Raw genomic sequence first — 13,437 nt, forward strand, 5'->3', positions numbered from 1 at the left:
GGCCCCAAAAAATCACAATTTTTGGGGCCTTTCTTAGGTAAAAATGATTGTTATTATGAAGTTAATTCGTATTGGTTACCTTGTCCGGGCAACCATTTTAATTTTATTAATGGGTTTGATTTCGTGCCCCATATGTCAAGTAATGCAGCGATAGCAATGTGAACAGGCGCTTGCGTATCAAAAGTAACTATTAATTTGTTATAAATGCCATCAGGTCGCATATCAGGCTTGACACTGAGTAATTTTTTGGTATTATGGGTAATGAAATAGCGGCCAGCAATAAAATTACCAGAAATTAACCAATTGAGATGGCGGACGTACACAATATCACCAAGATGTCCCAAAGTAAGACTAATTGAACCAACAACGTGCCCGCGATATTTTAATATAAATCTGGGTAGGATACCAAATGAGGTTTGTTGAATACGCACGAGGACAGTACCAGACATGTCTTGTACATGAATTTCATCGTTTTTTTTACCACTACGCCCTGAAACCAAGTAGCTAGCCTGAAAGTTTTCATCAAATACAATGTTGACGCCATCGTCGACACTATGTCGTTGTCTTAAGTAATATTTTGTCATGGCCATTCCTCTTTACAACAATTCTAACACGAAAGCAGATTAAATATGCCATTATCACATACATCATGGGCACCAGATGTTAAGAAAAAATTAACATCAGATCAAATAGAGACTATCAGAAATTTTTTGGAGACTGCCTACCAAAATGAAGTCGTTTTTCCACCGAAAGATAAGGTGTTTGCGGCACTTGTAGCCACAACGCTTCAAAATACTAAAGTTGTGATCATGGGGCAGGATCCATACCATGAGTTGGGACAAGCACAAGGATTAAGTTTTTCTGTGCCGAATGATGTACCAGCACCACCGTCACTACGTAATATACTAACTGAATTGGCCGATGATGTTGGTACACGCTCTTCGCATGATCTGACATCTTGGGCAACGCAGGGTGTTTTATTGTTGAATGCCGTTTTAACTGTGCCAGAGGGTCATGCTAATGGTCATGCTAAGGGTGTTTGGGAACCGCTAACTGATGCTATTATTCAAATTGCTTCTGAAGATCACCAGCCAAAAGTTTTTATTCTATGGGGTAAGTATGCACAATCAAAGCGTCAATTGATTGATGAAACAAAAAACCTTGTGATTACCTCAGCGCATCCAAGCCCTTTGTCTGCTTATCGCGGCTTTTTTGGTAGTCGACCATTTTCAAGAGCCAATGAATTCTTAATTAAAAATGACCGAAAGCCAATAAAATGGTTAGATTGAGTGAAAAAATTCACAAATATGTTGAAAATAAAAGACAATCATTACTGCTTCTGTTACAATAAAGTTGTAAAGCAAAAGTATTAGTCACTAAAAAAGTTGAGGAATGATAATGGTTGAATTATTTGAACAATTAAAACACAAAATTAATGGTAAGAACAAGCGCATCGTTTTTCCAGAAGGCACAGATAAGCGTATTCAAGGAGCAGCTATTCGTTTAGCCAATGAAAAGCTTATGACGCCCATTTTATTAGGGGATGAGAAGGCCATAGCTCAGACTGCTGCAGCGCAAAAATTTGATTTATCAGGAGTGGAAATCATTGACCCCAAGCGTTATGGTGAAAAGGCGTTGGCAGAATTAAATGCAGCTTTAGTTGAACGTCGTAAAGGGAAGACAGATGCAGAGACCGCCGCTAAATGGTTACAAGATGTCAACTATTTTGGTACAATGTTAGTTTATGTTGGCAAAGCTGATGGTATGGTTTCGGGTGCCACTCACCCAACAGGTGATACTGTTAGACCAGCACTACAAATCATTAAAACTGCACCAGGTTCATCACGTATTTCAGGTGCATTTATTATGCAAAAGGACGATGAACGCTACGTCTTTTCAGACGCTGCAATTAACATTGATATTGACGCTGAAACAATGGCTGAAATTGCTGTGCAATCAGCTCAAACTGCTAAAGTTTTTGATATTGAACCAAGGGTTGCCATGCTATCATTTTCGACAAAAGGGTCGGCTAAGTCACCACTAGTTGATAAAGTTGTCGAGGCGACAACTTTAGCTAAAAAAATGGCGCCGGAATTAGCACATCAAATTGATGGCGAATTACAGTTTGATGCTGCTTTTGTTGAAGCGGTTGCTGAAGCAAAGGCGCCTGATTCTCAGGTTGCTGGTCATGCAAACACATTTATTTTCCCTAGTCTTGAGTCAGGAAATATTGGTTACAAGATCGCACAACGATTGGGCGGCTATGAAGCCATTGGACCCATTTTGCAGGGATTGGCAAAACCGGTTTCTGATTTATCACGTGGCGCCAATGAAGAAGATGTGTATAAGGTAGCTATTATTACAGCTGCGCAGGCTTTAGTACTTTAATAATTGTTTATGATTTAGTGATGGGCATGCCTTTTGTAGGATGCCCATCTTTTTGTATGTAACGGCTTTTATTCTGGGTATTTATGATGATGATATTTGTGTTAATTTAATAGCAGGATATCCGTTTTTACTGGTGATTACTGCTGATGTTTCGGTTTTTAATTGTTCAATCAAATCTTCTGCAACAGATTGATTGAGATTTAAATGCCAATCGTTTATGGTTAAGATGTAACGATCTGCCATATCATAAAATTGTAACTTTGCGGTATGTGCATGATGTGTTGCCATCAGATCAAATAGTTCTTTATTTGTCATAGTATTATTCAAATTGTGCGTCATATAGACGCTTATAAATGCCTGCTTTTCTGAGCAGTGTGTCGTGTGTGCCAACCTCAGAGACCAAGCCATTATTCATCACGATGATTTGATCGGCCTTGTGTATCGTGCTTAATCGATGAGCAATCACAATTGCTGTTTTGGCGACCATTAGATTGTCTAGTGCATGTTGAATGGCTTTTTCGGATTCATTATCTAGTGCTGCGGTTGCTTCGTCTAAAATAACAATTGGCGCATCCTTAAGCAACGCACGAGCGATTGATAAGCGTTGCTTTTGACCCCCTGATAACTTGACACCACGTTCGCCAACTGCAGTGTCGAGTTGATCGGGTAACTGGCGGATGAAGTCTGCAATATCAGCCCGTTCAGCGGCCTGCCAAATGCTAGCTTGTGTAACATTATTCGCACCGTAGCTAATATTATCAGCTATTGTACCATCAACAATTGTGACATCTTGACTGACTACAGATATATTATGACGTAGGTCAGTCAGCCTAAACGATTGCACATCTTGATTATCGAAGGTGATTATGCCACTCGTGCGATCATACATGCGTGTCAAAAGTTTGATAATAGTAGATTTTCCGGAACCAGAACGCCCGACCAGTGCCGTTGTTTTACCAGCCGGTATAGTCAATGAAATACCTTTAAGCGCAGCATTTGTGCCCGCTCCATAATCAAAAACAACATGTTCAAAATGAATACTTTTTTGTAAAGGATTTGGAAAATCAAGGGGTTGAGACACTTCAAGAATTGTAGGCTGATAGCTTAAAATGTTTTTAATTCGGTCATAAGATACTTGCGCGGTCTGGAAAACATTCATCAACATTGAAAAAGATCGAATAGGGTCTTGTAACATGGCAACATAAGCCAAGTAGGCAACTAAGTCGCCGACACTCATTTTACCATTCATGACAAATAGAGAACCCAGTAACAAAACAATGGCAGTACCAAGTGTATTAATAAGCGTGACAAGTGGTTGGAAAATGGCTTGCCACTTCGTTGCAGACAGTGAATAACCGTTTGATTCATTAGCGAGATCCTCAAATTTTTGAGTTTCACTATGCTCTGTCGTGTATGATTTGATGAGCTCGATTTCTGTTAAAGTAGATTGCAATTGGTTATTGATTTTACTTTGGGCATAACGTACATTTGAAAATGACTCACGAATGTGTCCACGAAAAAAGCGAATGGTAATAAATAAAATTGGGAAAGTTAAGGCGACTAATAATGCTAGCAGCCAATTTTGATAAAATAGAAAGCCAAGAACACCAATAAAGGTAAAAATATTACCTATGATGCCAAAAGTGTTTGCGCTAATTAACATTTGTAAGTTGCTAATATCACTGGTTAAACGAACCATCAAATCACCAGTTTTGGTGTCTTGAAAAAAAGCAAAGTCTTGTTTTAATATAAAATTATAGGTATCAATGCGCAGATCTGTAATTGCACGTTGTGAGAGCATTTGCATCATATAAGTGGAAGCAAAATTGACGATTCCTAGGATAATGGTCGTGCTAATGAGCCAAATAATATTTTGATAAAGAATTGTCTTATTAGCAGTCATTAGAGCGTGGTCAATAATATTTTTTGTGAATTGTGGCACCATGAAATTTAGAATAGCCATGAGCGTCAATAGCGCCATATTTAAAATAACGAGTCCACGGCGCTTCAAAACAGATCCAAAAACAAATTGGATCATCTCGCCGATTGTTGTATCAGACTGCGCTAATTGTGTTTTGATTTCTGAGGGACTCATACGTCTATTTACATTATTCATAATGCTTTATTATACGCCAAATAGGTTATTTTTGGTAAGTATAGCAACATTAGCGTGGTAAGCTTATTAAAATAATATAAATGCCATAAACGAGTAACCCAATGAGATATGACCACACAATAGTACGCCACCATTTCATATGAAATTGTCGATGAAATCGCTGCATATGGTTTACCTGTTTATTATTTAATTTTAATATAACGTGATTGTATGACGAATATGTAACAATTAATCTTTGTTTAGAAAAAAATATATTTTTTTATGAATTCTTACAAAAAAGCGTATTGATTATCAAAATCAATACGCAGTGACTAACAATTGCTAGTTGTTATAATTCATCTACAACCTTTAGCAAAGGATATTTAATTTTCAAATGATTGAATATATAAATCAGAGTTGGACGGACAATAAGGAAAAATACGGGGACAGCTACGAAAAACGTTTTGACCCAATTATCAAAGTAGCTAGGGAAGAAACTAGGATACAGTTGACGATGCATTTCAGTAAACAAGACCATCATGATTGAAACATTAAATGCAATCACAAGCAACGTGACAGAAATATGCTTAGGTATGCGCTTTGTTATCACGCTTGGAAAATATTGGTGAAGTTTAAGTGCGATAGGGAGTGTGACATAAGCTCTGAGGTAGTAAATAAAAGCTACAATGATTGGATACACAATTATCACGCGCATGAACATTTTTTCAGATAAGCCATAGCGAATGATTGTATTGTAGCTTGCCATGATAGCGACCATCGTGCTAATTAAAACCCAAGGTAGCGTGTTCGGATGATGGAGTATTTTGTGAAAAAAAGTTTTCAGTGATGTCATATGGTTATATTTTCCTTATATGTTCTGCAATATGGGTTAATCGTACATTAATTAAATATAACCTTATCCTTGATGTAAATCAATTATGAATGATTATTTTTTAAGGCAATTCTCACGTAAAAACCGCCTTACCGTATTTTCCGGTAAGGCGGCTAAAATGCCGCTGACAGGAATCGAACCTGCACGAGATTACTCTCATATCGACCTGAACGATACGCGTCTGCCAGTTCCGCCACAGCGGCATTACATGTTACATTATACTAAATTTTTGGATGAAATAAAAGATTGACTTTCGACACCGATATAGTAAGATATAAAATAATGGCATGAGTTAGCTGAATGTTAAGAATTATTACTGTTTAATTGTGCTTTTGTCATACGAATCTTTTTATATAACGAACTTTAATGACTAATTGTAGTTGTCGGTTCGTTAAAAAATATACTAACTATGAAAACATCAGATTTTATATTGGAGGATGTGCACTAGCACAAGAACGCGATGAAAACGTACAATTTTTCTGCTGGACCAGGCGTCATGCCAGAAGAAGTCATAACAACGATCAAACGAGAATTTGAAAATAACGAACGATCTCATATGAGTATTATTGAAATATCTCATCGTTCAAAAAAATTTCAACATATTATCACAAGTGCTGAACAAAAATTGCGTCAGTTGATGCAGATTCCTGATGATTATGCCGTTGTGTTCTTACAAGGTGGCGGATCAATGCAATTTGAAATGATGCCACTAAATTTGGCGACAAAACAGCGAAACATTGCAGTACTCGATTCAGGTAATTTTTCTAAAAAAGCTGAAGAAGCAGCCCGCCAAGTTGGTAAAAACACGGCTATATTGGATAGCACAAAAGACCAACATTATCAAAAACTACCGGTTGTGCCATCAAACTTTAATGCTAGTGTGTTTGATTATCTACATATTGTTACAAATAGTACGATTGAAGGTGCTGCTTTTCATCAAAATAATTTACCTCAAACAACAGGTAGACTCATTGCAGACATGAGTTCAAATATATTGGCAGAACCGTATAATATCTCAGATTTTGATGCTGTTTTTGCTGGTGGTCAAAAGAATCTTGGGCCTGCTGGTGTTACCGTGGCCATTATTAAAAAAGATTGGTTAGCTGACCAAGATTTAACAGGTGTTGGACCAATGATGCGTTATCAAAATCATATTGATAAACAATCCATGTATAATACATCACCAGTCTTTTCAATATATGCGCTAGACTTAGTCCTTGCATGGGTACTTGATCAAGGAGGGGTGACTGAAATGTATCGTCGAAATTTGGAAAAATCAGGGAAATTATATGCCTATCTTGATCAGTCAAACTTTTATACAGCGCCTGTTGAAAAATCGGCGCGGTCGATAACAAATATTGTTTTTACGACCGGTGACATCCAACGTGACAAAGTCATTGCTCAACAGGCTGAAGCAGCGGGGTTGTTTAATCTTGCGGGTCACAGATCAGTTGGTGGATTTAGAGCATCACTTTATAACGCTCAACCTACTGATGCAGTAGACGCGTTAATTGCATTCTTGCAGAAAGTAGAACAGAACGCATGACGACAATTAAAACTTATAATGCCATTAGTGCTACAGGATTAGATTATTTAAAGCAGCATCATTATGACATTAATATCGGCGAGTCACCTAAAGGCATACTTGTTCGCTCTCAAAATTTACATCACGAGTTTATTCCTGACAGCGTCCGTGCTATTGTTCGTGCTGGTGCGGGGTTTAATAACATTCCAATTGATGAACTATCAAAACGTGGGGTTGTTGTTTTCAATACACCAGGAGGTAATGCCAATGCGGTTAAAGAGTTAACCATTGCATCTTTAATTCTAGCTGCCCGCCCAGTTATTGGTGCAATCGGTTTTGCCAATGAGACGCGTGGTGGCGATGTATCATTGCGTACTGAGGTTAATAAAGGTGGTTATAGGGGAACAGAGCTTGCTGGGAAAACACTGGGTGTTATCGGTTTGGGAAATGTCGGCTCAAAGGTAGCCAATACAGCGCTAGCGTTAGATATGGATGTTATTGGTTACGACCCAGGTTTGAATGCTAATACGGCATGGCGTATTGATCGGCATATCGCACATGCAAAAAGTGTCGCAGAAGTATTGCGCCAGGCTGACTATGTCACTGTTCATATCCCATTAACTGAAGACAATAAGTTTTTCATTGATACCAAAAGCCTCGCACTCATGAAGCCAAATGCCGCTTTATTGAACTTATCACGTGGTGGCATCGTTGATGACTTGGCAGCTAAAGAGGCGTTAGATAGCGACAATTTACGAGTGTATATTACAGATTTTGCTGACGAAGCGTTATTTGATCATCCAAAAGTTATTATCACACCGCATATAGGTGGTTCAACAATTGAAGCTGAAGATACTAGTGCATTAATGGCAGCTCGAGAATTAGACACTTACTTAACAACAGGTAATATTATTAATTCGGTTAACTACCCAGATATTGATGAGCCGTTTACGACTAAGTACCGAATTGGGATTATTCATGAGAATGTACCGAACATGATTAGTCAAATTTCTAAATTCTTTGGAGATAATGACATCAATATCGAACAATTGAGCAATCGTGCTGTAGGTGCGTACGCTTATACTTTAGTAGCGATTAATGAATTTAACGAAATTCAACAAGCATACGTTAAAACGGCACTAGATGAGATACCACATGTGATCTTGACGCGTCGTTACGTTAATGCAAACATATGAAGGGCGAGTAAATAATGAAGGATTTACAAGAAGCAGCAATTGCTAAATTATCTGAACGTGGTGTGCATCGTCATGATATTGCAGAAGGTACGCGTATTTTCCTAGTAGAAAAATATAAAGATGCTATTGATGAAACCATATTAATACAAGCAATCACACGCGTTTTGCATAAAGACGAGGTAGCTGATATCATTTTAACGGCCTTATATTTAGATGAACAGGCAGAAAAAATGCCTGATAGTCAACCGCTCAAAGCACGACTACAACGTGATGCGAACGGTCATAATGTCGATGAAATTTTAGCCATTGCGTTAACACAACAATTCTCAGCTGCAGCAACTGTACACTATGGTTTGCTGGATGATTTAAAACCAGGGCTCATTGGCGTCATTAATGACAAGACTGACAGTATCAATGTGTATTTGGATGATATATTAGCAGCGCTAATAGCCAGTTCAGCGATGTTATATCTGGAATTATTAGGTGGTAATAGCTATTAAATGTTATGAAACTGTACTATTTTGAAAGGCATGATACCAATAAGCTATGGTTTAAAGCTGGTAAGGTCTGTCTTTTTTTGTTAAAATTGCTAGTACAGTAATAATTTCAAGGAGATGTTATAATGTCAGGACATAGTAAGTGGCATAACATCCAAGGCCGTAAAAACGCCCAAGATGCTAAGCGTGGTAAAATTTTTCAAAAATTGGCACATGATTTATATGTTGCTGCAAAAGCAGGTGGTGCGGAACCAGATTTAAACGCTTCATTGCGTTTAGTTATTGAAAAAGCAAAATCTGCTAATATGCCAAAAGATAATATCCAACGCGCGCTGGATAAGGCTTCAGGCGCAGGTGGCAAAAAGTTTGAAGAAGTGACCTATGAGGGATATGGTACTGCTGGTGTTGCGGTATTAGTCGAAACATCAACTGATAATATCAATCGAACGGTATCAAGTATTCGCAATTCGTTTAAACATTTTGGCGGTGCTCTGGGAACCGCAGGTTCGGTTGCTTTTCAGTTTGATCGTAAGGGGTATTTAGCGATTGATCGAGAAGCCTTTCCTGAATTAGATGAGGATAGGCTTTTAGAGGATGCCTTAGAAGCTGGTGCTGATGATGTCCAAACACAAGATGAAGTTTTTGAAATCTTTACGCAACCAGGTGATTTTCAAAATGTTGAAGGTACACTGACTGAAGCAGGCTACGTGTTTGATGATTCTGAAATTACAATGATTGCACAAAATCCGATGACTATTTCAGACGAGAATCGTGAAAAACTGGATAAATTAGTAGATGAATTAGAAGAAAACGATGACGTCTTAGCTGTATACACAACGGCTGATTAAAAATTTCAACATGAAAAAGCACCATGATGTTTAGGCATCATGGTGCTTTTTCATGTTAGCGAGCTTGCGCAGCTTGAATCAATTTTGCTACGAATTCAGTTAGCACAACTGTATCTTGTGCATCGGGACGTAAATTTATTTTGACACCAGTTGCCCCCTTAATTGCGTTGGTTTTAGCAAATTGCGCTTCAAATTTTGGCACAGCAAGACAAAAATCAGACATATAATAAGTATCCCCTGAGCCAGCCACACCATATATGACATCAGTTAAATTAGCATCAGATAAATCTTCAAAAAAGTCTAATCCTTCGTCTGGTAGGGAGCCATTATCATATGTGTAGGGAACAACGACGGCAATATCAGTATTTTCAAACTCATCAACTTCAGTTTGAGAAATTTCTGTTTTTTTGACGTTGATACTAGCGTCTTCTAGTGCTTTGATAATAACGTCAGCGACCTCTTCATTATTGCCAGTAATTGTAGCGTATACGACATGTGCATTCATAAGTAAGTAATATCCCTGTGCAAACAGCACACTTTCTCCAGTTAATTTTAATAGTTATAATTATAAATCATTTTTAACCAAAAGCCTAATTCAGGTTTACTTCGTGAACGATTACACGAAATATGACGGTTTGTTGACAAAACGCGTCATGGGCTTTACAGCGCTTGTGACAGGCCTTATTATTAATGGATAGTATAATAATAAAATACCGCGACTTCTTGACAGATTTGCGACCACTTAGGAGATTACAAATGATACACCAGTTGTTGGCTGAATTCATGGGGACTGCGCTCATGATTATTTTTGGTGTCGGCGTACATGCCGATGAAGTATTGAACCGTACAAAGTACCATGGTTCCGGACACATTTTTTCTATTACAACATGGGGCTTTGGTATCTCAATTGTATTATTTGTTTTTGGAAATGTTTATATTAATCCAGCGATGGCTCTAGCGCAGCTCATACTAGGAAAAATTGATATCACTTATTTTTTAATTGTTAGTCTAGTTGAGGTGCTTGGTGGCGTAATGGGATCTCTCATTGTGTATATTATGTATGCTGATCAGTTCAAACTTTCTGAAAAAGATATTGACCCAGTTATTGTGCGTAATATTTTTTCAACCGCACCAGCCATCCGTAATTTACCACGTAATTTTTTTGTCGAGGCTTTTGCAACTTTTGTCTTTTTGACTAGTATTATGGCAATTTCGGTGCGTGCTGAAAACGTGCCAGGTATGACACCGTTAGCTGTTGGTTTCTTAGTTTGGGCTGTTGGTATGGGGATGGGCGGCACAACTGGTTTTGCTATGAATTTAGCTCGAGATATGGGACCACGGATCGCTTACGCCATATTACCTTGGAAAAATAGAGCAAATGCTGATTTTAAATATGGTATATTGGTTCCAGGAATTGCGCCATTTGTGGGTGCAATACTGGCAGCGCTATTTTCGAAATATTATTTAGGTATCTAATCTAACATATGCTCATTTTATATGTGACTTGTAATTGATACACGCTTGGTTATAATAAAAGTATTAAGTTTGAAGGAGAAAAATGATGACGCTAACTAAACAACAATATAACGCTTTAAAAATGGCTTTTGATAATGGCATTTTAGATCATGACGATACTGCAAAAGAAGCACTCGACATTTTACTTACTGATCAATTATCAAAGTGAAACTTGCACAAACGCTAAAATAGTGATAATATTATTTTCAATAACGTTGATAAGGACAACTTGATTGTAACAAATCTTAAGAGAACCCATATTTGGTGAAAATGGGTGGTTTGTGAATGAGAGACTACCTTTGAGTGATGTCTAGTAATTTTTTGAAAAACATTCGGGTGACACCGTTAGCTGTCATTTAAGTAGCACATATCTCGTGCTGAACTTGGGTGGTACCACGGTGAAACGTCCCTTTAAGCTTACTAGCTTAGAGGGACGTTTTTATTTTTATTAATGTCATTATTATTAAAATCACAATACGAGCTATGAAAGGAATAGTACAATGTCAGAACTTAAGCTTACATTTCCAGACGGTGCAGTAAAAAACTTTGCCGAGGGCACAAAACCATTAGAGGTTGCTGAAAGCATTTCAAAATCATTGGCAAAAAAATCAGTCTCCGCTAAATTAAACGGCGACTACGTTGGCATGAATGATAGTATTCAAGCATCTGGTGATTTCCAATTGATTACCACAGGCGATGACGAGGCATTGTCGCTTTTGCGGCACTCAGCATCACATCTATTGGCACAGGCGCTCAAACGGATACCAAAATTTTCAGGAATGCATTTTGGTGTTGGTCCATTTATTGATAATGGTTTTTATTACGATACAGATAATGGTGCAGGTAACCAAGTGTCAGTAGAAGATTTCCCTGAAATCGAAGCCATGATGCATAAAATTGTTAAAGAAGATTTGCCAATTGTTTCACGCCAAATTACACGTGAAGAAGCATTAGAGATGTTTGCATCAGATCCGTATAAGGTCGAATTGATTACAGACTTACCTGTGGATGAAAAAATAACAATTGCTATTCAAGGCGATCACATTGAGTTAGACAAGGGTGGTTTAGTTCCCTCAACGCGTTGGGTCAAAAACTTTAAATTAACATCTGTTGCGGGTGCATACTGGCGTGGTAAGTCATCAAATCCCATGATGCAGCGTATCTATGGTATTGCTGAATGGAAGCAAGCAGATGTTGAGGCTGAAGTGCAGCGCCGTGAAGAAGCTAAGGAACGCGATCACCGTACAATTGGTCGCGATCTAGATTTGTTCTTTACAAGTCAAGAGGTTGGTTCTGGTTTGCCAGTTTGGTTACCAAACGGTGCAACAATTCGTCGTCAAGTTGAACGTTATATTACTGATAAAGAATTAGCCAATGGCTATCAACATGTCTATACGCCTGTATTATCGAATTTGAATTTGTATAAAACTTCTGGGCATTGGGACCATTATCGTGAAGATATGTTCCCACCAATGGATATGGGAGATGGCGAATTCTTAGAACTACGTCCAATGAATTGCCCATCTCATATCATGGTCTTTAAGCATAAGCCACGTTCATATCGTGAATTACCAATTCGAATTGCTGAACTTGGCATGATGCACCGTTATGAAAAATCCGGTGCGTTAACTGGTTTATCACGTGTTCGTGAAATGACATTAAACGATGGGCACACATTCGTTGAACCTGAAAAATTAGAAGAAGAATTTAAATCAATTTTGACCATGATGATGGAAGTTTATCGTGACTTTAATATCACTGACTATCGCTTTCGTTTATCATATCGTGATCCTAAAAATACGGAAAAATATTTTGATGATGATGATATGTGGGAAAAGTCTCAAGCACAGTTGAAACGCGCAATGGATGATCTTGAATTGAACTATTATGAAGCAGAAGGCGAGGCAGCTTTCTATGGCCCAAAGCTTGATGTTCAAACTAAAACGGCCTTGGGTGGTGAGGAAACAATGTCAACTATTCAATTAGATTTCTTGTTACCTGAACGTTTTGATTTGACTTATATTGGTGCGGATGGTCAAGATAATCATCGACCAGTAATGTTGCATCGTGGCATTGTTGGGACTATGGAACGTTTTACTGCTTACCTAATCGAAATGTACAAAGGGGCATTTCCAACATGGTTATCACCACTTCAAGTTCAAATTATTCCTGTTAACCTCGGTGCTCATGGTGACTATGCCAATCTTGTAAAAGAGCAGTTGCAAGCTGCTGGTTTACGCGTTAATCTTGAAAAGAAAGATGCAAAGATGGGGTATTTAATCCGTGAAGCACAAACTAATAAAATTCCATATACTTTGGTGATTGGTGATTCCGAAGTCAATGATCAAACTGTAACAGTACGAAAGTACGGCGAAGAAATCACACAAACAATATCATTGGCAGGTTTCCAAAATGAAATCTTGGCAGATGTTGCAAACTATTCTCGTAAAAATTAAACAGAGCGATTAAGCCATCGTAATG

General features: G+C 38.0%; 14 protein-coding genes, 1 tRNA gene and 1 other annotated feature. Of the genes, 9 read left to right on the plus strand and 6 right to left on the minus strand.

Annotation, left to right across the window (positions count from 1 at the left end; all coding sequences use genetic code 11):
* Positions 1 to 53 precede the first annotated feature (53 nt).
* Positions 54 to 584 (minus strand): LURP-one-related/scramblase family protein, encoded by a 531-nt coding sequence (locus JOD28_RS00770; protein WP_204769018.1) that lies wholly within the window; start codon positions 582 to 584, stop codon positions 54 to 56.
* 45 nt (positions 585 to 629) lie between these two features.
* Between JOD28_RS00770 and JOD28_RS00775 the strand changes: the two genes are divergently transcribed.
* Together JOD28_RS00775 and pta are read left to right on the plus strand one after the other, a co-directional pair.
* Positions 630 to 1,289, plus strand: a complete 660-nt coding sequence (locus tag JOD28_RS00775; protein WP_204769020.1) for a uracil-DNA glycosylase — start codon at positions 630 to 632, stop codon at positions 1,287 to 1,289.
* A gap of 109 nt (positions 1,290 to 1,398) precedes the next feature.
* Entirely contained in the window at positions 1,399 to 2,388 is a 990-nt protein-coding gene (pta, locus tag JOD28_RS00780; RefSeq protein ID WP_204769021.1) for a phosphate acetyltransferase, read from the plus strand.
* Between the two features lie 81 nt (positions 2,389 to 2,469).
* On the opposite strand, the gene JOD28_RS00785 is transcribed toward pta, so the two are convergent.
* The 4 genes from JOD28_RS00785 to JOD28_RS00800 all read right to left on the minus strand — a co-directional run bounded on the left by JOD28_RS00785 (position 2,470) and on the right by JOD28_RS00800 (position 5,578).
* Entirely contained in the window at positions 2,470 to 2,703 is a 234-nt protein-coding gene (locus tag JOD28_RS00785) for a phosphate acetyltransferase (protein WP_239531009.1), read from the minus strand.
* Positions 2,704 to 2,707: 4 nt separating this feature from the next.
* Positions 2,708 to 4,504, minus strand: a complete 1,797-nt coding sequence (locus JOD28_RS00790) for an ABC transporter ATP-binding protein (protein ID WP_204769023.1) — start codon at positions 4,502 to 4,504, stop codon at positions 2,708 to 2,710.
* 328 nt (positions 4,505 to 4,832) lie between these two features.
* On the minus strand, positions 4,833 to 5,336 hold the full coding sequence (locus tag JOD28_RS00795) for a hypothetical protein (protein WP_204769024.1): 504 nt from the start codon (positions 5,334 to 5,336) through the stop codon (positions 4,833 to 4,835).
* A 158-nt stretch (positions 5,337 to 5,494) separates the two neighbouring features.
* Positions 5,495 to 5,578: transfer RNA gene (locus JOD28_RS00800), tRNA-Leu, on the minus strand.
* 257 nt (positions 5,579 to 5,835) lie between these two features.
* Between JOD28_RS00800 and serC the strand changes: the two genes are divergently transcribed.
* From serC to JOD28_RS00820, 4 genes are all read left to right on the plus strand, one after another.
* Positions 5,836 to 6,921 carry a 3-phosphoserine/phosphohydroxythreonine transaminase gene (serC, locus tag JOD28_RS00805; RefSeq protein ID WP_204769025.1) on the plus strand — a complete coding sequence of 362 codons (1,086 nt, stop codon included), beginning with the start codon at positions 5,836 to 5,838 and terminating at the stop codon, positions 6,919 to 6,921.
* On the plus strand, positions 6,918 to 8,096 hold the full coding sequence (locus JOD28_RS00810) for a 3-phosphoglycerate dehydrogenase family protein (RefSeq protein WP_204769026.1): 1,179 nt from the start codon (positions 6,918 to 6,920) through the stop codon (positions 8,094 to 8,096). The genes serC and JOD28_RS00810 overlap by 4 nt, the downstream gene beginning before the upstream one ends.
* A gap of 14 nt (positions 8,097 to 8,110) precedes the next feature.
* Positions 8,111 to 8,596: a phosphatidylglycerophosphatase A family protein gene (locus JOD28_RS00815; RefSeq protein ID WP_204769027.1), complete on the plus strand. Its 486-nt coding sequence runs from the start codon at positions 8,111 to 8,113 to the stop codon at positions 8,594 to 8,596.
* A gap of 122 nt (positions 8,597 to 8,718) precedes the next feature.
* The gene (locus JOD28_RS00820) at positions 8,719 to 9,441 is read left to right on the plus strand and encodes a YebC/PmpR family DNA-binding transcriptional regulator (RefSeq protein ID WP_204769028.1); all 723 of its coding nucleotides are present in this window, start codon (positions 8,719 to 8,721) and stop codon (positions 9,439 to 9,441) included.
* A gap of 55 nt (positions 9,442 to 9,496) precedes the next feature.
* On the opposite strand, the gene JOD28_RS00825 is transcribed toward JOD28_RS00820, so the two are convergent.
* Positions 9,497 to 9,946 (minus strand): flavodoxin, encoded by a 450-nt coding sequence (locus tag JOD28_RS00825; RefSeq protein ID WP_204769285.1) that lies wholly within the window; start codon positions 9,944 to 9,946, stop codon positions 9,497 to 9,499.
* A gap of 251 nt (positions 9,947 to 10,197) precedes the next feature.
* Between JOD28_RS00825 and larD the strand changes: the two genes are divergently transcribed.
* The 3 genes from larD (at position 10,198) to thrS (ending at position 13,412) form a co-directional block, all read left to right on the plus strand.
* Complete coding sequence (gene larD / locus JOD28_RS00830; protein ID WP_204769029.1) at positions 10,198 to 10,917, plus strand: D/L-lactic acid transporter LarD; 720 nt, start codon at positions 10,198 to 10,200, stop codon at positions 10,915 to 10,917.
* An 82-nt stretch (positions 10,918 to 10,999) separates the two neighbouring features.
* Positions 11,000 to 11,125, plus strand: coding sequence for a hypothetical protein (locus JOD28_RS09835; protein WP_259650387.1), 126 nt, complete (start codon positions 11,000 to 11,002; stop codon positions 11,123 to 11,125).
* A gap of 37 nt (positions 11,126 to 11,162) precedes the next feature.
* Positions 11,163 to 11,370 (plus strand) — a binding site (T-box leader).
* 86 nt (positions 11,371 to 11,456) lie between these two features.
* The gene (gene thrS, locus JOD28_RS00835; protein ID WP_204769030.1) at positions 11,457 to 13,412 is read left to right on the plus strand and encodes a threonine--tRNA ligase; all 1,956 of its coding nucleotides are present in this window, start codon (positions 11,457 to 11,459) and stop codon (positions 13,410 to 13,412) included.
* The last annotated feature ends 25 nt before the right edge of the window (positions 13,413 to 13,437 follow it).

The sequence above is a fragment of the Leuconostoc rapi genome (assembly GCF_016908715.1).
GTDB classification, from domain to species: domain Bacteria; phylum Bacillota; class Bacilli; order Lactobacillales; family Lactobacillaceae; genus Leuconostoc; species Leuconostoc rapi.